This window comes from Stenotrophomonas sp. STM01 (assembly GCF_014852135.1).
GTDB lineage: Bacteria > Pseudomonadota > Gammaproteobacteria > Xanthomonadales > Xanthomonadaceae > Stenotrophomonas > Stenotrophomonas capsici.
The window spans coordinates 749183-771675 of sequence record NZ_JACVBA010000001.1 but is presented as its reverse complement, the minus strand read 5'-3'; the positions used below and the strand labels follow the sequence as shown (position 1 = coordinate 771675).

Here is a 22493-nt window from a genome sequence, read left to right as displayed (position 1 = left end):
GGGAGGGGTAAGCCGTTGGCCTTGCCGCAACAAGAAACGCCGGCTTCCGCCGGCGTTTTCCGTAAGCCCTCAGTGCACGTCCACCCAGACCAGATGGTGGTCGCTGCCGTCGGCGATCTTCGCCTCGGGGCTGGCGTTGGCCGGCCAGAACACGCCGCTGCCGATGTAGCTGAAACCCGTGGATGGCAGCACGTAGTCCAGGCGCATCGTGCCCGAGCGCGGGCCGAAATCACCGGTGGCGTGCTGCGGTGCGCCGCGCCGGACCAGGCCCTTTTCGGCATAGGCCAGGCTGGTCTCGCGCGCGCCCTCGCTGCTCGGCGTGGGGTAGCGCAGCACGCGCGGATGCTCGAGCAGTTCGAGGATGGCGTCGTGGCGGCCGTCGCCATCGACCGGGTCGTTGTTCATGTCGCCGACGATCACGAACCGCGCATCGGCGGCCAGCCCGCCGCAGCGGCCCTGGTCGTCGCACAGCCAGGCGTCGTTGCCGCCATCGAGATAGTCCTTCCACAGCCGCAGCTCGTCATGGTTGCGTGCGGCGTTGCGCTTCTCCTTGCCATCGAACACCGGCGGGGTGGGGTGGGAGGCCAGCACATGCACGGTGCCCAGCGGGGTTTCCACCGGAACGTCCCAGTGCGACTTGGACGACAGGCGCAGCTGTGACCACACCGCATCGGGCCAGAACGATTTGCCGGTGCCCGGCTCGGTCGGGCGCAGCGCGCCGGGCATGGCGCTCCACTTCAGCAGCTGGAAGCTGCGTACGTGCTTCTCGTCGATGGGGTAGCGGGACAGCACTAGCATGCCGTACTGGCCCGGGTGCAGGCCGTAGCCCCACGCATCGTTGCCACGCTCGCGGCCGGTGCCGCCGACGCTGCCGTTGTTGTCCAGGTCCAGGCCGCTGGGCACGCCGGTGTTGACCGGTGCCAGGTAGCGGTAGGGGTAGTGCAGCGGTTCGCCGCCACCGGGCTGGGCCACTTCGAGGTAGCGCTGCTGGAACAGCTCGGCGGCCCGGTGGGCCGGGTCGAAGTCGAACTCGTTGAGCAGCACCAGGTCCGGGCGCGCCTGTTGCAGCACCGCGGCGATCTTGCGTGCATGGGCGCTGTCGCCCTGCAGTTCGCGGATCAGGCCGCCTTCCTCGTCGGAGTACAGCGAGGTGTTGTACGTGGCCAGCCGCAGGTGGTCGGCGGAAGAGGGCACGCTGGCGGTGTTCGCGGAGGTGGAACAGGCTGCCAGCAGCAGGGTCATGGGGAGCAGGAAAGTGGGAATGCGCATCCGGGCATTTTCTCACGACCTCATGACCGGTACGAGAAGCACGAACGCCCCGCGGGGGCGGGGCGTCCGAGGTCCGGCTCAGCGTGGGATCAGAACGTGCAGCCCATGGCGCCGAAGCTGGTCTTGGCCTGGTCCATGGCGGTCTTGCACTGGGCGGCCAGGGCGGTCTTGTCGGCGATGCCCTTCCAGGCGTTCTTCGACTGCTCGATGCCCTGCTTCATCATGTCGCGCTGGGCTTCGGGAACCTTGTCACTGATGCAGGCGTAGACCTTCTCCAGGTACTGGTCGCATTCCGGGACGCCGGTGCCGGCATCAACGGTGTCGGTGGTCGGCGCCGGGGTGACGGCGGCCGGGGCGGAGGCGGCCGGAGCTGCGGGGGCTGCCGGGTCGGCAGGCGTCTCGGCCTTCTTGCAGGCGGCCAGGGACAGGACGGCAAAAGCGGCAACAGCCAGGATCTTGATCTTCACGCATAGCTCCAGTTGGACAGGGGTTCTTCCTTTTGGCCGCCGCGAGGTCCGCGGCGACGGGCGTAACTTTGCGTGAACTTTGGTTAAATTCAAATCAAGACTGCAACGCTTCGTTCCCCGGATCGGCCTGCCGCCAGTGCCGCCCGTCGAAATACTCCAGCGGATGGTAGCGGCGCTTGTAGTCCATCTTGCGATGGCCGTGGATCCAGTAGCCCAGGTACAGGTGGGGCAGGCCACCGCGCTGGGCCCAGGCGATCTGCTGCAGGATCGCGAAGGTGCCCAGGCTGCGCTTGTCCTGCTCCGGGTCGAAGAAGGTGTACACCGCCGACAGGCCAAGTTCGGTGACGTCGGTCACCGCCACGCCCAGCAGCCGGCCGCGCTGGTGGTCCACGGTCGGGCTGCGGATCTCCATGAAGCGCCCGTGCGACCAGCTGCCGATCAGGAACTGGTCGAACTCGTGTGGGCCATGGTCATCCATGCCGCCACGGGCATGGCGGTGCTGCAGGTAGCGCTGGTAGAGCGCGAACTGCTCGTCGGTGCGTTCGGCCGGCAGCACCCGGCATTCCAGGTCGGCGTTGCGGGCCAGGCAGCGGCGCTGGCTGCGGTCCGGCGCGAAGCGCGCCACCGGGATGCGCACCGGCACGCAGGCACGGCAGTTCTGGCAGTGCGGGCGGTAGACCAGGTCGCCGGAGCGGCGGAAGCCCCAGCTCAAGGCCATCGGGTACAGCGTGCCCAGGCGCTCGTCCTGGGGATCGAGCACGAGATCGCGCGCCTGCCGCTCCGGCCAGTAGCCGCAGGGGTGTTCACCGGTCTGGAACAGGCGTAGTTCCTGATTGGTTTCGTCATGTACTGCCATGGGGCAAGCATAGCCCCGCGTCGTCGCAGAACCTGCGTCTGTCTGCCCGATGAATATCGCCGGTGGAGGCGTCAACCGGTGCTTCCCCCGCGCGTTGACGGTAGCGAGGACGCACTGTCGCGTCCGTTCTTCCACCAACGGAGTCGCACCATGACCCAACGCAAGCCCTTCCTCCTGCTGGCCCTGCTGCTGGCCACGTCGGCCACCGGTGTTGCACTGGCTGCCAGTCCCGCCGGCCAGCGGCCCACGCCGCCGCGCATGGATGCCAACGGTGATGGCGTGATCGATCGCCAGGAAGCCGCCTCGCACCCGCGCCTGGCCCAGCGCTTCGACGAGCTGGACAAGAACAAGGATGGCAAGCTGTCGCGCGAGGAGCTACCGGCCCCGCGTTTCGCCGGCCGGCATGGCCGGGGCGGCCATGGCCATGCGGGCCACGGCGGACGTGATGGCTTCATGCTGCGCGGCATGGACACCGACAATGACGGCCGGATCAGCGCCGCCGAATACCGGGCCCACTTCGACCGTCTCGACGTCAACAAGGACGGCTTCATCGACCAGGCCGACCGCCAGGCCCGCGCCGAGCAGCGCCGCACCGAATGGTTCAACCAGGCCGACACCGACAAGGACGGCAAGTTGAGCCAGGCCGAACTGGACGCAGCACGCGGCAAGGAGCGGTCGCGCGGCCCGCGCGGTCCGATGCCGCCGCAGGCTCCGGCTGCGAAGTAACCCTTCCGGAGAGGCGCCGATCGACAGCACCCCCGCTGGCAACAGCGGGGGTGTTTCATGTCCGGCCTCAGTTGCCCATCAAGGCGTACGCCACCGCGACCACCACGAGCAGCGACGCGCCAACCACCGCACTGCGGCCGAACAGGCTGCGATAGACCCAGGTCGGGCCACGGCGGCCGTGGCGCGCGGCGTCGCGCGCCAGCATCGGCGCCATCACCCGCGGCAGGCTGACCAGGTACTGGTAGTTCAGCACGGTCATGCCCACGGCGATGACCAGCACCCCGGGCAAGGGGCCCATCCGCAGCAGCACCGTCGCCATCGTGCTGGTGCAGAACAGGAAGGCAGTGGTGACATGCAGGCGCAGGAAACGGCGCAACTGCGTGCGCTCCTGCGCGGTCTCGGCATAGCGCAGCAGGTAGAGGCTGGACAGGTAGGCCGACAGCATGCCGAACGCGATGCTGCCGATGACCAGCAGAATGTCGTGGGAGTTGGGCATCAGGGTGTTCACCGCCGCCCCGAGCGTGCCGGCGGCGGCACCGCCACCGAGGGTGGTCGTGCCCAGGCCACTGGCCCCCAGCTTGCCGGCGCCGGCGGCGGTCCCGACCACGATGGCGCTGGCGGTGCCGGGCGCGGCCAGCATCACCGTCGAGCAGACCGCCGCGGCAAAGGCTGTGCCCGGCGCGGTGCTGCGGGCGAACTCGCCGAAGCGCTTGAGCAGTTCGTCGCGCACGGTGGCGCGGGCACGCGACAAGCGCTTGCGCACGGCGGCATCGCTCAGGCCCAGCAGCCGTGCGACCTGCTGCGAGCTCTGTCCTTCGCGGTAGAACAGCAGCAGGGTCTCGCGGCTGTCCTCGGGCAGGGCCGAGATGATTTCCTCGGCGACCAGTTCCTCTTCGACGCGGCTCATTGCCTCGACCGCATCCGGTGCGGGGTCGGCGGCCATGCCGATGGCGATCTCGGCGGCCTCGCCGCTGAGGGGGCGGTTGTGGTTGGCTCGCAGCCAGTCCCGGGCCAGGTTGCGGGTGATCTGGCGCAGCCACGGCAGGAAGCTGGCGCCGTTGTTGAGTTGGTTGAGCTGCTGCCAGGCCTTGATGAAGGCCTCCTGGGCGATGTCCTCGCTGGCCTGCACGTCGCGGGTGATCGCCAGGGCGATGGCGGTCACCGTGTTCTGGCAACCCAGCACGATGCGCCCGTAGGAGCGGGTGCAGCCGCGGCGGGCGGCGGGCAGTTCCTGTTGCAGCAGGGTGTCCAGCGTGGCGGTGGTCATGGGCGCTTCCCTCGGGGTTCGCAATACATGACGCAGGCCAGCGCTGGATGTGACCGGGGACGGGGAAACGGGGAGAAGGCCGGGCAGGGTGGTGGCACTGGCGTTTCCCCGTTTCGGATCCGGGTTACTTCTTGCCGGCGTCCGGCGCGGTGGTCGGCTGGATCCGCACGCGTACTTCCTCCGGCGCCTGCGGCGCCGCGGGCTGGGCCTGCGGGGCGGGCGCCGGTGCTGGCGGGGTGGGCGCGGCCTGCCGGCGCAGCATCATCAGCAGCACCACGCCGGCGATCACCGCCAGCAGGATGATGCGGATGCGCCATGCCCAGCCGCGGCCGCCGCTTTCCTGCTGCGGCATTTCGCGGAATGCGTACTCGGCGACGGGATGGTCGGTACGGGTGGTCTGCAGCAGGTTGGCGCCGCGCAGGATCTCGCGCGCACGCGGCTGGTCATTGGCATGCACCACCCACACCGCGGGATGGTTGGTCCCGTCGCTCTTGTCAAGGTAACTGAACTGGCCGCGGCGCTTGCTGTGGTACGAGTGGCCGTTGGTGACGCGGACCTCGATGTCGGCATCGCGCAGCATCTGCGCCACCGCCTCGGCGTTCTCCACGCGCTGGCTGCTGAAGATCTTGCGCATGGCTTACTCCTTGCCGCCATCGGCGCCGGTGGAAGGCGTGACGCGGATCAAGCCTTCCTGCGCGGTGCTGGCCACCAGCACGCCGTCACGGGTGAAGAACTGGCCCCGCGCCAGGCCGCGCGCGTCCTGTGCGCTCGGGCTGTCCAGCGAGTACAGCAGCCAGTCGTCGACCCGGAACGGGCGATGGAACCAGATGGCATGGTCCAGCGAGGCCATCTGCACGTGCGGCTGGTAGTAGCTGATGCCGTGCGGGAACGTGGCGGTGCCGAGCAGGTGGAAGTCGGAGGCATAGGCCAGCAATGCCTGGTGCAGCTCCGGTGCATCGCCGACCTTTTCGTTCAGTCGCAGCCACACCTGGTGGTAGGGCGGGCGCTTGGGCGGGTGCAGTTCGTCGCGCGGATAGACATGGCGGAACTCGAACGGGCCGCCGCGCGAAAGCCAGCGCTGCACCTTCACCGGCAGCCGCTCGAGCACGTCGGCCGGCAGCGGGCGGTTGGGCTCGATGTCTTCCGGTGCCGGCACCTCCGGCATCTTGTGCTGGTGCTCGGCGCCGCGTTCGGCCTGCTGGAAGGAGGCCGCGCAGAAGAAGATCACCTTGCCGTGCTGGATCGCGGTGACGCGGCGCACCGAGAAGCTGCCGCCGTCGCGGGTGCGGTCCACGTCGTAGATGATCGGGTGGTCGATGTTGCCGGCACGCAGGAAATAGGCATGCAGCGAATGCACGTGGCGGCCGTTGTCGATGGTGGCCTGGGCGGCGGCCAGCGCCTGTCCCAGCACCTGCCCGCCGAACACGTACTTGGTGCCGATATCGCGGCTCTGGCCACGGAATAGGTTGTCCTCCAGCCGCTCCAGCGACAACAGGTCAATCAGTTCGGGGACAACGGGTTCGGCATTGGCGGACAAGACGGCGGCCTTCGGTTCGACAGGCCGCGATTATAGCGGGCGGCAGCGCGCCGCCCGCCGGCGGGGCTCAGTTCTTGCCCAGGCGTGCGGCCAGCGCCTGCAGCGCGCCCTGGGCGTCGGCCGAGTACCAGGCCTCGACGAACCGCTCAAGCTGGATGTGCTCCGGCTGCATGGCGTCGTGCAGGTCGGCGCGGGCGATGGCGCGGGTCTGCAGCATCGGCTGGCGCGGCAGCTTGAGCTGTGCCTGCAGCCAGGCAACCGCCTGCGCGACGACCGCGTCGGCACCATTGGCCAGTTCATCGACCAGGCCGATCTCCAGCGCCCGCTCGGCGGTGACCAGCTGGCCGCCGGCCAGCAGCACGCCGGCACGGTGGGTGCCGACCACGCGCCGCATCAGGCGCTGGATGCCTTCCGGCGCGACCAGGCCGACCTGTACTTCGTTCAGGCCGATCACATAGGGCTTGGCCGGGTCAACGCTGCGTGCCATCACCCGGTAGTCGCAGCACAGCGCCAGCACGCAGCCGCCGGCCGGCGAGTGGCCGGTCAATGCCGCCGCCACCGGGATGCGGCTTTCGGCCAACGTGCGGGCGGCGCCGAAGAAGGCCTGCCAGCTGTCCAGCAGCTTGTGCTTGTCCTGGCCATGGCGCAGCAGGTACGGCACGTCCATGCCGCCGGTGAAGATACGTTCGCTGCCGGACAGCACGATGCCCTGCACGTCCTCGGCCATGGCCTGGCTCAGCGCGGCGATCAGCGACCGGCAAAGCTCGGTGTCCAGCGCGTTGACCGGCGGCCGGGCCAGGCGCAGTTCGCGGATGGGGCCATGGTTGATCACTTCGATGAGCGTGGTCATGCTGCGGTTTCTCGTACGGCAGGGAGTCGTGGTTTCGATGATAACCAAACCATTCGTGTGCGTACTGTTGGGCCTGTGTGGGTTCGGGGCCGCGGCTCAAACGCGCGCGCCGGCCTGCGTGACGATCACCGATGGCTGGGCGCGGCTGCCACCGGGCGCCATGCCGATGACGGCCGGTTACGCGCGCCTCCGCAACGACTGCCGTACCGAGGTGGTGGTGGTGGCCGCGGGCAGCCGCGCGTTCGGCGAGGTGTCGTTGCATGAAACCACGCAGGTGCAGGGGGTCAGCCGGATGCGCGAGGTGGCGCGGCTGCCGATCCCGGCCGGGGCGACGGTGGAGCTCAAGCCCGGTGGCCTGCACCTGATGTTGATGCAGCCTGCGCTGACGCTGGCCGAGGGCACGCAGGTGCCCCTGCGGCTGAGCCTGGAGGACGGGGCCAGGGTGGACGGCACCTTGCAGGTGCGGCGTCAGGCGCCGGGGCAGCCCTGACCGCCCCACGCAACTGGATCCGCGTCCGGGCTGGGAGCCGCCTGGTGGGCGTGCCGCACCTGCTTCATCCAGTCGCGCGGTGATGCGCCCACCTTCGCGGTGAAGGCGCGGGACAGCGCCGAGGCATTGGCATACCCCAGCTCTTCGGCCAGCGCGGTGATCGGCCGGCCACGCCGCAGGTCGCGTTGCGCCAGCGCGATGCGCCAATCGGTCAGGTAGTCGGCCGGGGTCTGCCCGACCCACGTGCGAAAGGTGTTGGCGAAGGTGGTGCGTGACATGCCGGCGCGTTCGGCCATGCGTGCCAGTGTCCATGGATGGCCCGGCGTGTCATGCATCGCCACCAGCGCACGGGCCAGCCGCGGCTCGGACAGGCCGGTGATGAAGCCGGGACGGATGCCCGCTTCCTCCGGGTGATCAAGCAACCAGCGTAGTAGCTGGATGACCACGACCTCGAACAGGCGGTCGGTCAGCAGGCGCTGTCCACAGCGTGCCTGGTCGGTTTCGGCGAACAGCAGCTCCAGTGACAGCGCCAGTCCGGGTACCCGGTCCAGTGGCAGCGCGACCAGTGGCGGCAGCCCCCGGACCAGCGGATGGGCCAGGCCGCCATCGAAGTCCAGCCGGGCACAGGTGAAGTCGGCACCGTCGCGGGGCGGGTTGTGGAACCGGTGGGTCAGCGGACGGGGATAGAACAGCAGGCTGGGGACATCGAAATGCATCCGCTCCGGCAGGTCGCGGCGGCCCGGGTGGCTGACCTCGAGCTGGCCGCGGCGCAGCACGTGCAGGAAGGCGTGGCCTTGGCCGGCGTCGAAATGGGTGAGTCCGCACAGGGGGCCCGAGTGGTACAGCCGCGCCCGGAAGCGGAAGTTGTCCAGGATGCCGGCCAGCCGATCCATCGGGGGAGTGGCGTTCATTTGTATCAATTGGTTTGTTTGGCGTACGAATCGTATCAAATGATCCGTTCGGATGGCGGAGACTGGCTCCACGGGCAGCCCGCCCGATGCGTCCCACCCCACCGATCAGGAGATCACCATGTCCCGTGTCAGCCTTCAGTCCCAATCCGCTCCCGCCGCCAGCCAGCCGCTGCTCGCCCAGATCCAGCAGGCCTTCGGCGCCACCCCGAACATGTTCAAGGCCGTTGCCAACTCCCCGGCCGCACTGCAGAGCATGTGGGCCGCTTTCGGTGCCTTGGGCAAGGGCACGCTCGGCGCGCGCCTGGGTGAGCAGATCGCCGTGGCCATCGCCAACCGCAACCGATGCGAGTACTGCCTGGCCGCCCATACCGTGCTCGGCCAGCAGGCCGGCGCGACCGCCACCGACATGGCCGAGGCGCAGCTTGGTCGCTCCCGTGATGCCCGTACCGCGGCGGCGCTGGCGTTTGCGCTGAAGGTGGTGGAGCAGCGTGCGCAGCTCACCGACACGGATGTCGCGCACCTGCGTGGGGCCGGATTCGATGACGGGCAGATCGTGGAGATCCTGGCCCACGTCGCGCTCAACCTGTTCACCAACTACATCAACGTGGCGCTGGATGTGCCGGTGGATTTCCCGAAGGTGGCGTTGAAGTAACGGGGGGCGCTGCTGCGCTTCAGCCGGGAGAAGGAAAGCCGCCCCCAAGGGCGGCTTTCCTCATTCCAGCAATGCATACGGCAACTCAGCTCGAAGCGTTCCGCACCGGTTCCGGTAACGGCGCGCTCTTGCCGGTTTGCGTATCCATCCACACGACGACCACATTGCCGTCGGAGTACAGCTTGCTGTTGTCCTGCTGGTCGACGATGCGATGGCCGATGGTCACGCTGCTGTTGCCCAGCCGCTCGACGAACAGTTCCACCACGATGTCGTTGGGCCACACGATCGGCAGGCGGTAGTTGATGTTGGTGTTGGCCACCACCGGTGCGATGCGGTCACTCATCGACACGCCTTCCACGCCCAGCATCCAGCGCACGCGCGCCTCTTCCAGGTAGGAGACGTACTTGGCATTGTTGACGTGGCCCATGGAGTCCATGTCGCGCCAGCGCACGCTGATCGGTACGCGGGCCAGTTGCTTGTGTTCGCTGCTCATCACGAGGCCTTCTTCTTGCGGGGGGCGGCGGCTTTCTTGGTGGCCGTCTTCTTGGCGGGCTTTTCCTTGCGCGGAGGGCGCGCATCGGGCTTGTTGGCCACCGCGGCCGGCTGCTCCGGGCGCGCCTGCGTGGACGGCAGCATCCGCGCCAGGAACTGGCCGGTGTACGAGTCCGGATGCGCGGCCACGTCTTCAGGGGTGCCGGTGACCAGGATGGTGCCGCCGCGATGGCCACCTTCCGGCCCCAGGTCGACGATCCAGTCGGCGGTCTTGATCACGTCCAGGTTGTGCTCGATCACCACCACCGTGTTGCCCTCGTCGCGCAGCTTGTGCAGCACGCCGAGCAGGGCCTCGATGTCGTGGAAGTGCAGGCCGGTGGTCGGCTCGTCGAGGATGTACAGGGTGCGCCCGGTATCACGGCGCGAGAGTTCCTTGGACAGTTTCACGCGCTGCGCTTCACCACCGGACAGCGTGGTCGCGCTCTGGCCCAGCTTGACGTAGCTCAGGCCCACGTCGACCAGCGTTTCCAGCTTGCGGGCGATGGTCGGCACCGGTTCGAACAGGCGCAACGCATCCTCGACGGTCATCTCCAGCACGTCGTTGATGTTGTAGCCCTTGTAGAGGATCTCCAGCGTCTCGCGGTTGTAGCGCTTGCCGTGGCAGACGTCGCAGGGTACGTACACGTCCGGCAGGAAGTGCATCTCCACCTTGATCAGGCCATCGCCCTGGCAGGCCTCGCAGCGGCCGCCACGCACGTTGAAGCTGAAGCGGCCCGGCGAGTAACCGCGCGCGCGCGCCTCTGGCACCTGGGCGAACAGTTCGCGCAGTGGCGTGAACAGGCCGGTGTAGGTGGCCGGGTTCGAGCGCGGGGTGCGGCCGATCGGCGACTGGTCGATGTCCACCACCTTGTCGAACAGGTCCAGGCCATCGATTTCCTTGTACGGCGCGATCGGGTGCGAGGCGCCGTTGATCTCGTTGGCGGCCAGCGAGAACAGGGTGTCGTTGATCAGCGTCGACTTGCCCGAGCCGGACACGCCGGTGATGCAGGTCAGCAGGCCGGCCGGGATGTCCAGGTCCACGCCCTTGAGGTTGTTGCCGCTGGCACCGCGCAGGTGCAGCGTCATCTTCGGGTTGGCCTTGTGCCGGCGCGCCGGGATCTCGATGGCACGCTTGCCCGACAGGTACTGGCCGGTCAGCGAGCGCGGCGCATCGAGGATGTCCTGCAGCGAGCCCTGGCCGACGATCTCGCCGCCGTGCACGCCCGCGCCGGGGCCGATGTCCAGCACGTAGTCGGCCAGGCGGATGGCGTCTTCGTCATGTTCGACCACGATCACCGTGTTGCCGAGGTCGCGCAGGCGGGTCAGGGTGCCGAGCAGGCGTTCGTTGTCGCGCTGGTGCAGGCCGATGGACGGCTCGTCGAGCACGTACATCACGCCGACCAGGCCGGCGCCGATCTGGCTGGCCAGGCGGATGCGCTGCGCCTCACCGCCGGACAGGGTGTCGGCCTTGCGCTCCAGGGTGAGGTAATCCAGGCCCACATCGACCAGGAAGCCCAGCCGTTCGGCGATCTCCTTGACGATCTTGGTGGCGATCTCGCCGCGCCAGCCCGGCAGGGTCAGCTGGTTGAAGAAGGTCAGGGCCTCGTCGATCGGCATCACCACCAGTTCGGGCAGCGGGCGGTCGGCGACGAACACGTTGCGGGCGGCCTTGTTCAGGCGCGCGCCCTTGCACTCCGGGCATGGCCGCTCGCTGATGTACTTGGCCAGCTCCTCGCGCACCGCCGGCGATTCGGTCTCGCGGTAGCGGCGTTCCAGGTTGGGGATGATGCCCTCGAAGCGGTGCTTGCGCTGGCTGCGGCCACCGGCCTCGGTGAAGTAGGTGAAGGTGATCTGGTCCTCGCCGCTGCCGTACAGCACGGCCTGCTTCACGCTTTCCGGCAGCGACTGCCACGGCGCGTCGACGTCGAACTTGTAGTGCTTGGCCAGCGAGGCGATCAGCTGGAAGTAGTAGGCGTTGCGGCGGTCCCAGCCGCGCACCGCGCCGGCGGCCAGCGACAGCTCCGGGTGGATCACCACCCGCGACGGGTCGAAGTACTCGGCCATGCCCAGGCCATCACAGCCCGGACAGGCGCCCATCGGCGCGTTGAACGAGAACAGGCGCGGCTCCAGCTCCGGCAGCGCGTAGTCGCAGACCGGGCAGGAGTACTTGGAGGAGAACAGCTGCGGGGTGGCCTTGGCGTCGTCCAGGCTCTGCACCGAGGCCATGCCGTCGCCCAGCTTGAGCGCGGTCTCGAAGCTTTCGGCCAGGCGCTGCTTGAGGTCCTCGCGCGGGCGGAAGCGGTCGATCACCGCCTCGATGGTGTGCTTCTGGCGCAGCGCCAGCGGCGGCACCGCGTCGATCTCGTACAGCTCGCCGTCCACCCGCACGCGCACGAAGCCCTGCGCGCGCAGCTGGTCGAACACCTGCACATGCTCGCCCTTGCGGTCCCGGATGACCGGGGCCAGCAGCATGTAGCGCTGCTCGGGGTCCAGCGCCAGCACCTGGTCGACCATCTGGCTGACCGTCTGCGCTTCCAGCGGGTAGCCGTGGTCCGGGCAGCGCGGGCTGCCGACGCGGGCGTAGAGCAGGCGCAGGTAGTCGTAGATCTCGGTGATGGTGCCCACGGTCGAGCGCGGGTTGTGCGAGGTCGACTTCTGCTCGATCGAGATGGCCGGGGACAGCCCCTCGATGTGGTCCAGGTCCGGCTTCTCCATCACGCTCAGGAACTGGCGTGCGTAGGCCGACAGCGACTCGACGTAGCGGCGCTGGCCTTCGGCATAGATGGTGTCGAACGCCAGCGAGGACTTGCCCGAGCCGGACAGGCCGGTGATCACGATCAACTTGTCGCGGGGCAGGTCGAGGTCGATGTTCTTGAGGTTGTGCGTCCGCGCACCGCGGATGCGGATGAAATCCATCGCCATGGGAGATCCGTATTGGACCGCCGCCGGCAGGCCGGCGGCGGAAGTGGGGGGCGTAGCTGACGGCAGTCGATCAGCCTAGCGGCCTTGTGATTTTGGGGCAATTACCGCATTTGCCAGTCCGAAAAGCTGAGACTGGACGGTAGGCAGGTGATTGTTCAGACACGGTTTTCCCGAGCAGGGGGTGGGTTGACCCGGGTTGGGTTGTGTCGGTAAAATTCCGCTTCTGTCCGCCCTCGATGGCGGGCACGGCGACCACAATAACTACAGAGGAAGTCTGGTCATGTATGCAGTTCTGGTAACTGGCGGTAAGCAGTACCGCGTCGCTCAGGGTGAAACCCTGCGCGTTGAAAAGCTCGAAGTCGAAGCCGGCAGCGAGATCAAGTTCGACAACATCCTGATGCTCGGCGATGCCGACGGCATCAAGCTGGGTGATGCGCTGAAGGGCGCTTCGGTGACCGCTACCGTCGTGGCCCATGGCCGCGCCGACAAGGTCCGGATCATCAAGTTCCGTCGCCGTAAGCACCACATGAAGCGTCAGGGTCACCGTCAGTACTACACCGAAATCCAAATCACCGGCATCGCCGGCTAAGCAAAGGAGAATCCGTCATGGCACATAAAAAGGGCGTAGGCTCCTCGCGCAACGGCCGCGACTCCAACCCGAAGTACCTGGGCGTCAAGATCTTCGGTGGCCAGGCCATCGAGGCAGGCAACATCATCGTGCGTCAGCGCGGCACCCAGTTCCACCCGGGTGCAGGCGTGGGCCTGGGCCGTGACCACACGCTGTTCGCGCTGGTCGACGGCAAGGTCGAGTTCTCGGTGAAGGGCGCCAAGAAGCGTCGCACCGTCAGCGTCGTCGCGGAAGTCTGATTCCGCACGCGCAGGCGCCCACGTCCAGCGTGGGCAGCTGACGAAAGCCCCGCTTCGGCGGGGTTTTTCGTTGGCAGATATATTGGCGGGCCAGCGGTCCGTCGTTCCGGCCAGGCCGGGGCATTGCATAGAATCAGCGGCCAGGCAGTCCTGCCTCCCGCCATCAGTGGGCAACCAGAATCATGAAACTTGTAGACGAAGCGGAGATCCAGGTCATCGCTGGCAACGGCGGTAACGGCTGCGTGGGCTTTCGCCGTGAGAAGTTCATTCCGCTCGGTGGTCCCGATGGTGGTGACGGCGGCGACGGCGGCAGTGTGTGGATCCGTGCCGACGAGAACCTGAACACCCTGGTCGACTTCCGCCATGACCGCATCTTCAAGGCGCAGCGCGGCGAGAACGGCATGGGCCGCCAGGCTTACGGCAAGGGTGGCGAGGACCTGGTCATCACCGTGCCGGTCGGCACCGTGGTGATCAATGTGGCCACCGACGAAGTGATCGGTGACATGGTCCAGCATGGTGACCGCCTGCTGGTGGCCAAGGGCGGCAAGGGCGGCCTGGGCAACATGCACTTCAAGAGCTCGACCAACCGTGCCCCGCGCCAGGCGCTGCCGGGCGAGGAGGGCGAGGACCGCCTGCTCAAGCTGGAGCTGAAGCTGTTGGCCGACGTCGGCCTGCTGGGCTTCCCGAACGCCGGCAAGAGCACCTTGATCCGCGCGGTCTCGGCGGCGACGCCGAAGGTGGCTGACTACCCGTTCACCACGCTGTACCCGAACCTGGGCGTGGTGAAGGTGGAGAACTACCGCAGCTTCGTGATCGCCGACATCCCGGGCCTGATCGAAGGCGCTGCCGACGGCGCCGGCCTGGGTGCGCAGTTCCTGCGTCACCTGCAGCGCACCCGCCTGCTGTTGCACCTCGTCGACATCTCGCCGATGGAAGGGGGCGTGGAGGGCATCTCGCCGGTCGAGCAGGTGCGTGCGATCGAGCGTGAGCTGGGCAAGCACGACCCGGAGCTGCTGGAGAAGCCGCGCTGGCTGGTGCTGAACAAGGCCGACCTGATGTTCGAGGACGAGGCGCAGGCCGCGGCCGAGCAGGTGGTCAAGGAGCTGGGCTGGACCGGCCCGTGGTACCTGGTCTCGGCGCTGGGTCGTGAAGGTACCTGGCCGATCATGAAGGACATCATGGCCTTCTTCGACCACCAGAAGCTGCTGGAAGCCGAGGAGCGCGAAGCGCAGGGCGGCTGAGTCTCCCGTGCTGCAGGCAGAAGCGCCGCGCTCCCGAAGGGGAGGGCGGCGTTTTTTTATGCCGGCAGTGCCGAGCCAGGCTCGGCAAGGGTCTTCCCGGGAAAGCCCGGCGGGGCTTGGCTCCGCTCCATGGGGATCACGGGCAACAAAAAACCCGGCGCGGGGCCGGGCTTTTCATGCCGGGAGCCTTGCGGCCCCAGGTGATCGCCGGATCAGGCGGCCTTGATGGCCTTGATGCGGGCGGTCAGACGGCTCTTATGACGCGCAGCCTTGTTCTTGTGAATCAGGCCACGGGCGCTGAAACGGTCGAGGATCGGCTGGGCGACGGCAAAGGCAGCCTCGGCGCCGGCGGCGTCGTTGGCGTCCAGAGCCTTGATCACCTTCTTGACGGCGGTGCGCAGCATCGAACGCTGAGCCGTGTTACGCGCGTTGCGCACAACGGTCTGCTTGGCGCGCTTCTTGGCGGACTTGATATTGGCCACAGTGGTGGTTTCCTGAAAATCGATGTGGTGGGAACAGCAAGCTCACAAGTATGATGGCAGACCAAATGAACGTCAAGTCGAGTTGTCAAGGGGGCTGTTAAGTGAGTTCGCCGCGCATGTTGCGGGGGCTGCTGTCGTTCAGCAGCATGACGATGATTTCGCGGGTCCTCGGGCTCGTGCGCGATCAGGCAATATCCATCACCTTCGGTGCCAATGCGACCACCGATGCGTTCTGGGTGGCCTTCCGCGTGCCCAATTTCCTGCGCCGGCTGTTTGCCGAGGGCTCGTTCGCCACGGCGTTCGTACCGGTATTCACCGAGGTGAAGGAAACCCGCCCGCACGCTGACCTGCGCGAGCTCATGTCCCGGGTGTCCGGGACCCTGGGGGGCATTCTACTGGTCCTGACCGCGCTGGGGCTGATTTTCACGCCACAGATCGCCTGGCTGTTCGCCGACGCCGATGCCGCCGACCCGGTCAAGTACGGGCTGCTGGTGGACCTGCTGCGGCTGACCTTCCCGTTCCTGCTGTTCGTGTCGCTGACCGCGCTGGCCGGCGGGGCGCTGAACAGCTTCCAGAAGTTCGCCATGCCGGCGCTGACGCCGGTGATCCTCAACCTGTGCATGATCGCCGGCGCGCTGTGGCTGGCGCCGCGGCTGGAGGTGCCGATCCTGGCGCTGGGCTGGTCGGTACTGGCGGCCGGCGTGCTGCAGTTGCTGTTCCAGCTGCCCTCGCTGAGGGGCATCAACCTGCTGACGTTGCCGCGCTGGGGCTGGAACCACCCGGACGTGCGCAGGGTGCTGACCCTGATGGTGCCGACCCTGTTCGGCTCCTCGGTGGCGCAGATCAACCTGATGCTGGACACGGTGATCGCGGCCAAGCTCAGCGACGGTTCGCAGTCCTGGCTGTCGCTGGCCGACCGCTTCCTGGAGCTGCCGCTGGGCGTGTTCGGGGTGGCGCTGGGCACGGTGATTCTGCCGGCGCTGGCCCGCCATCACGTCAAGACCGATGGGGAAGGCTTCTCCAACGCGCTGGATTGGGGCCTGCGGATGACCCTGTTGATCGCCGTACCGGCCATGCTTGGCCTGTTGCTGCTGGCCGAGCCGCTGATCGCGACCCTGTTCCAGTACCGCCAGTTCACCCCGTTCGATACCCGGATGACGGCGTTGTCGGTCTATGGCCTGAGCTTCGGCCTGCCGGCGTTTGCGCTGTTGAAGGTGGTGCTGCCGGCGTTCTACTCGCGGCAAGACACCAAGACCCCGGTGCGCGCCGGCCTGGTCGCGCTGGTGGCCAACATGGTGTTCAACTTCATCCTGCTGGCGGTGGTCTACCAGATCATGGTGCCGGAGGCGTTGAAGGCGCAGGGAGTGATGGCCGCGCTGGCCAAGCAGCCGGGCCTGCACCTGGCACTGGGCATCGCCAGCGCGCTGTCCAGTTACCTGAACCTCGGATTGCTGTGGTACTGGCTGGGCAAGACCGGCGTCTACCAGCGGCGACCCGGCTGGGGCGGGTACGTGGTGCGCCTGCTGCTGTCCTGTGCGGCGATGGTGGCGGTACTGCTGGCCCTGCTGTACTGGTTGCCGGCGTTCACCCCGATGGACAAGTGGCATCGGATCGGCAGCCTGGCGCTGCTGGTCGGCGGTGGCGGGTTGACCTACCTGCTGGCGATGGTGGCCATGGGCTTCCGCCCGCGCGACCTGCGCGGGCATTGAGGCGCCCGCTATACTTCCGGGCTACATGAGACAGAACCGGCCCGGAAAGGGCCGGATCCGGATGGAATGAGCAGGCTTTTTAGAGACGTCGATGGCGGGGTGCTTGCCCCGCAGGGAAGCGTGGTCTGCATCGGTGCCTTCGACGGCCTGCACCTGGGCCATCGGGCGTTGGTGCGCCACGCCGTTGCCCGTGCCCGCGCGCTGGGCGTGCCCGCCGTGGCGCTGGGCTTCGAGCCGCTGCCGCGTGAGTTCTTCGCCAAGGACAACCCGCCGCCGCGGCTGATGCTGGCCCGCGACAAGGTGGCCACGCTGCGCGAGCTGGGCATCGACCAGGTCGGCCTGCTGCGTTTCGACGCCCGGATGGCGGCGATCACCGCCGAGGACTTCGTGCGCGACATGCTGGTGCGCCGGCTGGGGGCGCGCGAGGTCTGGATCGGCCCCCGCTTCCACTTCGGCAACCGCCGTGGCGGCGATATCGCGCTGCTGCAGGCGATGGGCGCCGAGCTGGGCTTCGTGGCCGGCGAGATCGAGCCGGTGCACCTGAACGGCGAGCGCATCTCCAGCACCCGCATCCGCGAGCTGCTGGTGGCCGGCAACTTCGGCCACGCCACCGACCTGCTGGGCCGCCCGTACGCGATCGGCGGCCGGGTGGTGCGCGGGCAGCAGCTGGGCCGTACGCTGGGCTTCCCCACGGCCAACTTGCGTTTCCCCAAAACACCCGCACTTTCAGGTATCTACGCTACCTGGGTGCACGGTGTCTTCGAGCAGCCGTGGCCGTCGGTCTCGAGCTTCGGCACGCGGCCGACCGTGGAGGGCGTGGAGCCGCTGCTGGAGGCCCACCTGTTCGATTTCCAGGGCGACCTGTACGGTCGCCACATCGAAGTGGAATTCGTCGCCAAGCTGCGCGATGAAGAGAAGTTCAACGATCTGCCGGCGCTGACCGAGCAGATGCACCGCGACGCCGAACAGGCGCGTCGCATCCTTTCCGAACACAGATTGCGAGCCACCGCGTGAGCCAGGATTACAAAGCCACCCTCCATCTGCCGGCAACGGAGTTTCCGATGCGCGGCGACCTGCCCAAGCGCGAGCCGGGCATCCTGGCGCGTTGGGAAGAGCAGGGCATCTACGCGCAGCTGCGCGAGAACGCCAAGGGCCGGCCGCTGTTCGTGCTGCACGATGGCCCGCCGTACGCCAATGGCCAGATCCACCTGGGCCACGCGGTCAACAAGATCCTGAAGGACATCATCGTCAAGTCGCGCTACCTGGACGGCTTCGACGCGCCCTACGTGCCGGGTTGGGACTGCCACGGCCTGCCGATCGAGATCGCGGTCGAGAAGAAGTGGGGCAAGGTCGGCGTCAAGCTCGACGCGGTCCAGTTCCGCCAGAAGTGCCGCGAGTACGCCGAGGAGCAGATCGAGATCCAGCGCCGCGACTTCAAGCGCCTGGGCGTGATCGGTGACTGGGACAACCCGTACAAGACGCTGAGCTTCGACTTCGAGGCCAACGAGATCCGCGCGCTGGCCAAGATCGTGGCCAACGGCCACCTGGTGCGCGGCGCCAAGCCGGTGCACTGGTGCTTCGACTGCGGCTCGGCGCTGGCCGAGGCCGAGATCGAATACCAGGACAAGACCTCGCCGGCCGTGGACGTGGCCTACGCCGCGCGGGATGCCAAGGCGCTGGCCGCCAGCTTCGGCGTCACGCTGCCGGCGGGCGTGGAAGTGGCGGTGCCGATCTGGACCACCACCCCGTGGACGCTGCCGGCCTCGCTGGCGGTGTCGCTGGGCGCGGACATCGAATATGCATTGGTCGAGGGCCCGGCCCACAACGGCCAGCCGCGTTGGCTGGTGCTGGCCTCGGCGCTGGCCGAGCGTTCGCTGGCCCGCTATGGCGTGGCCGAGGTGGTGGTGCACGGCCATGCCAAGGGCGCGGCGCTGGAGAACCAGCTGCTGGCGCACCCGTTCTACGCCAATCGCGACATCCCGTTGCTCAACGGCGAGCACGTGTCCGATGCCGACGGTACCGGTGCGGTGCATACCGCGCCCGGCCACGGCCAGGAGGACTATGTGGTCAGCCAGGCCTATGGCCTGCTGGAGCACTACAACGCCGGCCAGATCAACCCGATCGACGGTGCGGGCGTGTACCTGCCGTCGACGCCGCCGGCCGGCACGCAGGAACTGGCCGGGCTGCACATCTGGAAGGCCCAGCCGCTGATCATCGAGGTGCTGCGCCAGAGCGGCGCGCTGCTGGCGTTCGTCGAAATCCAGCACAGCTACCCGCATTGCTGGCGCCACAAGAAGACGCCGCTGGTGTTCCGCGCCACCCCGCAGTGGTTCATCTCGATGGACAAGGCCGGCCTGCGCGCCGATGCGATGAAGGCCATCGACACCGTGGGCTGGTTCCCGACCTGGGGCAAGGCGCGCATCGCCAGCATGGTGGACGGGCGCCCGGACTGGACGATCTCGCGCCAGCGCACCTGGGGCGTGCCGATCGCGCTGTTCATGCACCGCGAGACCGGCGAGCCGCACCCGCGCACCGTCGAGCTGATGCAGCAGGTGGCTGACCGCGTGCAGGTCGAGGGCATCGACGTGTGGTACTCGCTCGATGCCAGCGAACTGCTCGGCGATGAGGCCGCGCAATACGAGAAGGTCACCGACATCCTCGATGTCTGGTTCGACTCGGGCGTCACCCACGAAGGCGTGCTGCTGGCGCGTGGCTTCGGCAAGCCGGCCGACCTGTACCTGGAAGGCTCGGACCAGCACCGCGGCTGGTTCCAGTCCTCGCTGCTGACCGGCGTGGCCATCGACAAGGCGGCGCCGTACAGGCAGTGCCTGACCCACGGTTTCACCGTGGACGAGCACGGCCGCAAGATGTCCAAGTCGCTGGGCAACGGCATCGAGCCGCAGGACATCATGAACAAGCTGGGCGCGGACATCCTGCGCCTGTGGATCGCCTCGGCCGACTACAGCAACGAGATGTCGCTGTCGCAGGAGATCCTCAAGCGCAACGCCGATGCCTATCGCCGCCTGCGCAACACCGCGCGCTTCCTGCTCGGCAACCTGGACGGCTTCGACCCGGCCCGGGACCTGCGCCCGCTGGAAGACATGGTCGCGCTGGACCGCTGGATCGTGCACCGCGCGTTCGAGCTGCAGGAGAAGATCAAGCTCGCCTACGCCAGCTACAACATGGCCGAGATCGTCCAGCTGCTGCTGAACTTCTGCAGCGTGGACCTGGGCTCGCTGTACCTGGACGTGACCAAGGACCGCCTGTACACGATGCAGGAGGATTCGCGCGGCCGCCGTTCGGCGCAGAGCGCGATGTACCGCATCGCCGAGGCGTTCGTGCGCTGGGTGGCGCCGATCCTGACCTTCACCGCCGAGGAGCTGTGGGGCTACCTGCCGGGCGAACGCGCCGGCAACGTGCTGTTCACCACCTGGTACGACGGCCTGGCCCCGTTGCCGGCCGATGCACAGCTGTCGGCGGCCGACTTCGACCAGTTGCTGGCGCTGCGCGAGCAGGTGGCCAAGGTGCTGGAGCCGATGCGCGCCAACGGTGCCATCGGCGCGGCGCTGGAAGCGGAGATCACCGTCGCCGCCAACGAGGAGCAGGCCGCACGCTGGCAGCCGCTGGCTGATGAAATGCGTTTCCTGTTCATCAGCGGCGACGTGAGCGTGCGCCCGGCGACCACCGACGAGGTGTTCGTCAGCGCGCAGCCGACCGAGAAGGCCAAGTGCGTGCGCTGCTGGCATTACCGCGCCGACGTCGGCGCGGTGGCCGCGCACCCGGAACTGTGCGGCCGCTGCGTCAGCAACATCGAAGGTGCGGGCGAGGATCGCCGCTGGTTCTGACCAGCCACGGCGGTCGAAGGGGCGGGGGTGCCGACGGCCATGGCCGGGCGCCCGCGTCTTTCCTGAAGAATTTCTATGGATGCACACATGCAGTCGAAAGCGGTTAAACCCAATGCGTTGATCTGGCTGCTGGTATCGGTGGCGGTGATCGGGCTGGACCAGTGGAGCAAGGCGTGGGTGCTGTCGAGCCTGCCCGAGTTCACCCCGGTACCGGTGATCGACGGCTTCTGGAACTGGTACCGCACCTACAACACCGGCGCGGCGTTCAGCTTCCTCAGTGACGCCGGTGGCTGGCAGTTGTGGTTCTTCACCTTCCTGGCGGTGGCGATCAGCGGCCTGATGGCGTTCTGGCTGTCGCGCACGCCGCGTGCCAACTGGCGCAGCGCATTGCCGTATGCACTGGTGATCGGCGGCGCGATCGGCAACGTGATCGACCGGCAGATCCACGGTCACGTGGTGGACTTCATCCAGTGGTACGTGGGCAACCATTACTGGCCCTCGTTCAACATCGCCGATTCGGCGATCGTGGCTGGCGCCATCGGCATCGCCGTGTCGGGCCTGTTTGAAGGCAAGTCCGGCAAAAAAGCCGGATAATTCCCACCTGTTTCACCGAAACCGGCCATTGCCGGCCGGAGTATCTGAAAGATGGACGTTCTGCTCGCCAATCCCCGTGGTTTCTGCGCCGGCGTCGACCGCGCCATCGAGATCGTCAAGCGTGCGATCGAGACGCTGGGGGCGCCGATCTACGTGCGCCACGAGGTGGTGCACAACCGCTTCGTGGTCGATGACCTGAAGGCGCGCGGGGCGATCTTCGTCGAGGAACTGGACGAAGTGCCGGACGGCAACACGGTGATCTTCAGCGCGCATGGCGTGTCGCAGGCGGTGCGCGGCGAAGCCGAGCGCCGCGGCCTGAAGGTGTTCGACGCCACCTGCCCGCTGGTGACCAAGGTCCACCTGGAAGTGGCGCGGCACTGCCGCGCCGGCCGCGACGTGGTGCTGATCGGCCACGAAGGCCATCCGGAAGTGGAAGGCACCATGGGCCAATGGAACCGCGAGAAGGGCAAGGGCCACATCTACCTGGTGGAGAGCGTGGAGGACGTGGAGGCGCTGCAGGTCAGCCAGCCGGAGAACTTCGCCTACACCACCCAGACCACGCTGTCGGTGGATGACACCCGCGCGGTGATCGAAGCCCTGCGTACCCATTTCCCGGCCATCCAGGGCCCGAAGAACGACGACATCTGCTACGCCACGCAGAACCGCCAGGACGCGGTGCGTGACCTGGCCAAGCAGTGCGACCTGGTGCTGGTGGTCGGTTCGCCGAACAGCTCCAACTCCAACCGCCTCAGTGAACTGGCCCGCCGTGAAGGCGTGGAGTCCTACCTGATCGACGGTGCACAGGAGATCGATCCGGCCTGGGTGGCCGGCAAGCAGCGCATCGGCCTGACCGCCGGTGCCTCGGCACCGCAGGTGCTGGTGGATGGCGTGATCGCCCGCCTGCGCGAGCTCGGCGCCAGCGGCGTGGCCGAGCTGGATGGTGAACCGGAATCGATGGTGTTCGCGCTGCCGAAGGAACTGCGGCTGCGCCTGGTCGATTGACCACGCCGCCGGCATTCATTAAACTTCGCGGCCACGCCGGAATAGCTCAGTTGGTAGAGCGGCGCATTCGTAATGCGTAGGTCGCAGGTTCGACTCCTGTTTCCGGCACCAAAGCAGAAAGCCGACTTTGCCAAGTCGGCTTTTTTGCTTTCCGGCCTGCGCGCGTGCGCCGCCGGTGCGACAACGTGTCGCACGTCCAGGTGCCTGTTTCCTGCGTGAAATCATTGTCAATGCCTATCCTAAGTGTTGCGTGAAGGCCTAAAATTGCGGCACTG

The 22493-nt window shown here is 67.5% G+C and carries 22 protein-coding genes and 1 tRNA gene; 12 read left to right on the top strand and 11 right to left on the bottom strand.

The features are described from left to right. Window positions 1–69 precede the first annotated feature (69 nt). The 3 genes from IB227_RS03530 to IB227_RS03520 form a co-directional block, all read right to left on the bottom strand. Window positions 70–1242, bottom strand: coding sequence for an endonuclease/exonuclease/phosphatase family protein (locus IB227_RS03530; protein WP_225591691.1), 1173 nt, complete (start codon window positions 1240–1242; stop codon window positions 70–72). A 116-nt stretch (window positions 1243–1358) separates the two neighbouring features. Then, window positions 1359–1736 (bottom strand): hypothetical protein, encoded by a 378-nt coding sequence (locus IB227_RS03525; RefSeq protein ID WP_192286323.1) that lies wholly within the window; start codon window positions 1734–1736, stop codon window positions 1359–1361. 94 nt (window positions 1737–1830) lie between these two features. After that, entirely contained in the window at window positions 1831–2592 is a 762-nt protein-coding gene (locus IB227_RS03520) for an arginyltransferase (RefSeq protein WP_132864527.1), read from the bottom strand. Window positions 2593–2742: 150 nt separating this feature from the next. Between IB227_RS03520 and IB227_RS03515 the strand changes: the two genes are divergently transcribed. Next, window positions 2743–3318 (top strand): EF-hand domain-containing protein, encoded by a 576-nt coding sequence (locus tag IB227_RS03515; RefSeq protein WP_192286322.1) that lies wholly within the window; start codon window positions 2743–2745, stop codon window positions 3316–3318. A gap of 67 nt (window positions 3319–3385) precedes the next feature. On the opposite strand, the gene IB227_RS03510 is transcribed toward IB227_RS03515, so the two are convergent. From IB227_RS03510 to IB227_RS03495, 4 genes are all read right to left on the bottom strand, one after another. Further along, entirely contained in the window at window positions 3386–4585 is a 1200-nt protein-coding gene (locus tag IB227_RS03510; RefSeq protein WP_192286321.1) for a sigma-70 family RNA polymerase sigma factor, read from the bottom strand. A 124-nt stretch (window positions 4586–4709) separates the two neighbouring features. Further along, window positions 4710–5219: a DUF2007 domain-containing protein gene (locus IB227_RS03505; RefSeq protein WP_132864524.1), complete on the bottom strand. Its 510-nt coding sequence runs from the start codon at window positions 5217–5219 to the stop codon at window positions 4710–4712. A gap of 3 nt (window positions 5220–5222) precedes the next feature. Continuing rightward, entirely contained in the window at window positions 5223–6122 is a 900-nt protein-coding gene (gene tesB / locus IB227_RS03500; RefSeq protein WP_132864523.1) for an acyl-CoA thioesterase II, read from the bottom strand. A gap of 67 nt (window positions 6123–6189) precedes the next feature. Further along, window positions 6190–6972, bottom strand: a complete 783-nt coding sequence (locus IB227_RS03495) for an enoyl-CoA hydratase/isomerase family protein (protein WP_132864522.1) — start codon at window positions 6970–6972, stop codon at window positions 6190–6192. A 37-nt stretch (window positions 6973–7009) separates the two neighbouring features. Here IB227_RS03495 and IB227_RS03490 point away from each other — a divergent pair, with 37 nt between their 5' ends. Continuing rightward, a complete protein-coding gene (locus tag IB227_RS03490; protein WP_192286320.1) occupies window positions 7010–7462 on the top strand; it encodes a copper chaperone PCu(A)C in 453 nt (150 codons plus the stop codon). Here the strand turns inward: IB227_RS03490 and IB227_RS03485 are convergent. After that, window positions 7441–8373 (bottom strand): AraC family transcriptional regulator, encoded by a 933-nt coding sequence (locus IB227_RS03485; protein WP_192286319.1) that lies wholly within the window; start codon window positions 8371–8373, stop codon window positions 7441–7443. The genes IB227_RS03490 and IB227_RS03485 overlap by 22 nt on opposite strands. Before the next feature lie 118 nt (window positions 8374–8491). Between IB227_RS03485 and IB227_RS03480 the strand changes: the two genes are divergently transcribed. Continuing rightward, the gene (locus IB227_RS03480) at window positions 8492–9025 is read left to right on the top strand and encodes a peroxidase-related enzyme (RefSeq protein ID WP_132864519.1); all 534 of its coding nucleotides are present in this window, start codon (window positions 8492–8494) and stop codon (window positions 9023–9025) included. A gap of 85 nt (window positions 9026–9110) precedes the next feature. Here IB227_RS03480 and IB227_RS03475 read toward each other — a convergent pair whose 3' ends face one another. Both IB227_RS03475 and uvrA read right to left on the bottom strand, forming a co-directional pair. Beyond that, entirely contained in the window at window positions 9111–9518 is a 408-nt protein-coding gene (locus tag IB227_RS03475; RefSeq protein WP_192286318.1) for a thioesterase family protein, read from the bottom strand. Next, complete coding sequence (uvrA, locus tag IB227_RS03470) at window positions 9518–12478, bottom strand: excinuclease ABC subunit UvrA (protein WP_192286317.1); 2961 nt, start codon at window positions 12476–12478, stop codon at window positions 9518–9520. The genes IB227_RS03475 and uvrA overlap by 1 nt, the downstream gene beginning before the upstream one ends. 280 nt (window positions 12479–12758) lie before the next feature. Between uvrA and rplU the strand changes: the two genes are divergently transcribed. The 3 genes from rplU (at window position 12759) to obgE (ending at window position 14586) form a co-directional block, all read left to right on the top strand. Further along, on the top strand, window positions 12759–13067 hold the full coding sequence (gene rplU / locus IB227_RS03465) for a 50S ribosomal protein L21 (RefSeq protein ID WP_057634525.1): 309 nt from the start codon (window positions 12759–12761) through the stop codon (window positions 13065–13067). Window positions 13068–13084: 17 nt separating this feature from the next. Further along, a complete protein-coding gene (rpmA, locus tag IB227_RS03460; RefSeq protein WP_132864515.1) occupies window positions 13085–13345 on the top strand; it encodes a 50S ribosomal protein L27 in 261 nt (86 codons plus the stop codon). A 182-nt stretch (window positions 13346–13527) separates the two neighbouring features. Next, window positions 13528–14586: a GTPase ObgE gene (gene obgE / locus IB227_RS03455; protein ID WP_132864514.1), complete on the top strand. Its 1059-nt coding sequence runs from the start codon at window positions 13528–13530 to the stop codon at window positions 14584–14586. Window positions 14587–14798: 212 nt separating this feature from the next. Here obgE and rpsT read toward each other — a convergent pair whose 3' ends face one another. Then, a complete protein-coding gene (gene rpsT, locus IB227_RS03450) occupies window positions 14799–15068 on the bottom strand; it encodes a 30S ribosomal protein S20 (RefSeq protein ID WP_057629708.1) in 270 nt (89 codons plus the stop codon). Between the two features lie 116 nt (window positions 15069–15184). On the opposite strand from rpsT, the gene murJ reads away from it, so the two are divergent. The 6 genes from murJ (at window position 15185) to IB227_RS03420 (ending at window position 22329) form a co-directional block, all read left to right on the top strand. Then, entirely contained in the window at window positions 15185–16777 is a 1593-nt protein-coding gene (murJ, locus tag IB227_RS03445) for a murein biosynthesis integral membrane protein MurJ (RefSeq protein WP_192286316.1), read from the top strand. Window positions 16778–16843: 66 nt separating this feature from the next. Then, entirely contained in the window at window positions 16844–17791 is a 948-nt protein-coding gene (locus IB227_RS03440) for a bifunctional riboflavin kinase/FAD synthetase (protein WP_192286315.1), read from the top strand. Continuing rightward, window positions 17788–20622 carry an isoleucine--tRNA ligase gene (gene ileS / locus IB227_RS03435; RefSeq protein ID WP_192286314.1) on the top strand — a complete coding sequence of 945 codons (2835 nt, stop codon included), beginning with the start codon at window positions 17788–17790 and terminating at the stop codon, window positions 20620–20622. Before IB227_RS03440 ends, ileS begins: the two co-directional genes overlap by 4 nt. A gap of 87 nt (window positions 20623–20709) precedes the next feature. Continuing rightward, window positions 20710–21216 (top strand): signal peptidase II, encoded by a 507-nt coding sequence (lspA, locus tag IB227_RS03430; RefSeq protein ID WP_192286313.1) that lies wholly within the window; start codon window positions 20710–20712, stop codon window positions 21214–21216. Window positions 21217–21267: 51 nt separating this feature from the next. Then, window positions 21268–22218, top strand: coding sequence for a 4-hydroxy-3-methylbut-2-enyl diphosphate reductase (gene ispH / locus IB227_RS03425; RefSeq protein ID WP_132864509.1), 951 nt, complete (start codon window positions 21268–21270; stop codon window positions 22216–22218). Between the two features lie 35 nt (window positions 22219–22253). Beyond that, window positions 22254–22329: transfer RNA gene (locus IB227_RS03420), tRNA-Thr, on the top strand. Window positions 22330–22493 lie beyond the last annotated feature (164 nt).

Bases quoted from the DNA above. Each gene is read 5' to 3' on its own strand.
- IB227_RS03520 (WP_132864527.1), bottom strand. From the start codon at position 2,592: ATGGCAGTACATGACGAAACCAATCAGGAACTACGCCTGTTCCAGACC.
- obgE (WP_132864514.1), top strand. From the start codon at position 13,528: ATGAAACTTGTAGACGAAGCGGAGATCCAGGTCATCGCTGGCAACGGC.
- uvrA (WP_192286317.1), bottom strand. From the start codon at position 12,478: ATGGCGATGGATTTCATCCGCATCCGCGGTGCGCGGACGCACAACCTC.
- IB227_RS03490 (WP_192286320.1), top strand. From the start codon at position 7,010: ATGATAACCAAACCATTCGTGTGCGTACTGTTGGGCCTGTGTGGGTTC.
- IB227_RS03475 (WP_192286318.1), bottom strand. From the start codon at position 9,518: ATGAGCAGCGAACACAAGCAACTGGCCCGCGTACCGATCAGCGTGCGC.
- IB227_RS03515 (WP_192286322.1), top strand. From the start codon at position 2,743: ATGACCCAACGCAAGCCCTTCCTCCTGCTGGCCCTGCTGCTGGCCACG.
- IB227_RS03530 (WP_225591691.1), bottom strand. From the start codon at position 1,242: ATGACCCTGCTGCTGGCAGCCTGTTCCACCTCCGCGAACACCGCCAGC.
- rplU (WP_057634525.1), top strand. From the start codon at position 12,759: ATGTATGCAGTTCTGGTAACTGGCGGTAAGCAGTACCGCGTCGCTCAG.
- IB227_RS03440 (WP_192286315.1), top strand. From the start codon at position 16,844: ATGAGCAGGCTTTTTAGAGACGTCGATGGCGGGGTGCTTGCCCCGCAG.
- IB227_RS03495 (WP_132864522.1), bottom strand. From the start codon at position 6,972: ATGACCACGCTCATCGAAGTGATCAACCATGGCCCCATCCGCGAACTG.
- IB227_RS03480 (WP_132864519.1), top strand. From the start codon at position 8,492: ATGTCCCGTGTCAGCCTTCAGTCCCAATCCGCTCCCGCCGCCAGCCAG.
- ispH (WP_132864509.1), top strand. From the start codon at position 21,268: ATGGACGTTCTGCTCGCCAATCCCCGTGGTTTCTGCGCCGGCGTCGAC.
- IB227_RS03510 (WP_192286321.1), bottom strand. From the start codon at position 4,585: ATGACCACCGCCACGCTGGACACCCTGCTGCAACAGGAACTGCCCGCC.
- murJ (WP_192286316.1), top strand. From the start codon at position 15,185: ATGTTGCGGGGGCTGCTGTCGTTCAGCAGCATGACGATGATTTCGCGG.
- IB227_RS03505 (WP_132864524.1), bottom strand. From the start codon at position 5,219: ATGCGCAAGATCTTCAGCAGCCAGCGCGTGGAGAACGCCGAGGCGGTG.
- IB227_RS03485 (WP_192286319.1), bottom strand. From the start codon at position 8,373: ATGAACGCCACTCCCCCGATGGATCGGCTGGCCGGCATCCTGGACAAC.
- rpmA (WP_132864515.1), top strand. From the start codon at position 13,085: ATGGCACATAAAAAGGGCGTAGGCTCCTCGCGCAACGGCCGCGACTCC.
- lspA (WP_192286313.1), top strand. From the start codon at position 20,710: ATGCAGTCGAAAGCGGTTAAACCCAATGCGTTGATCTGGCTGCTGGTA.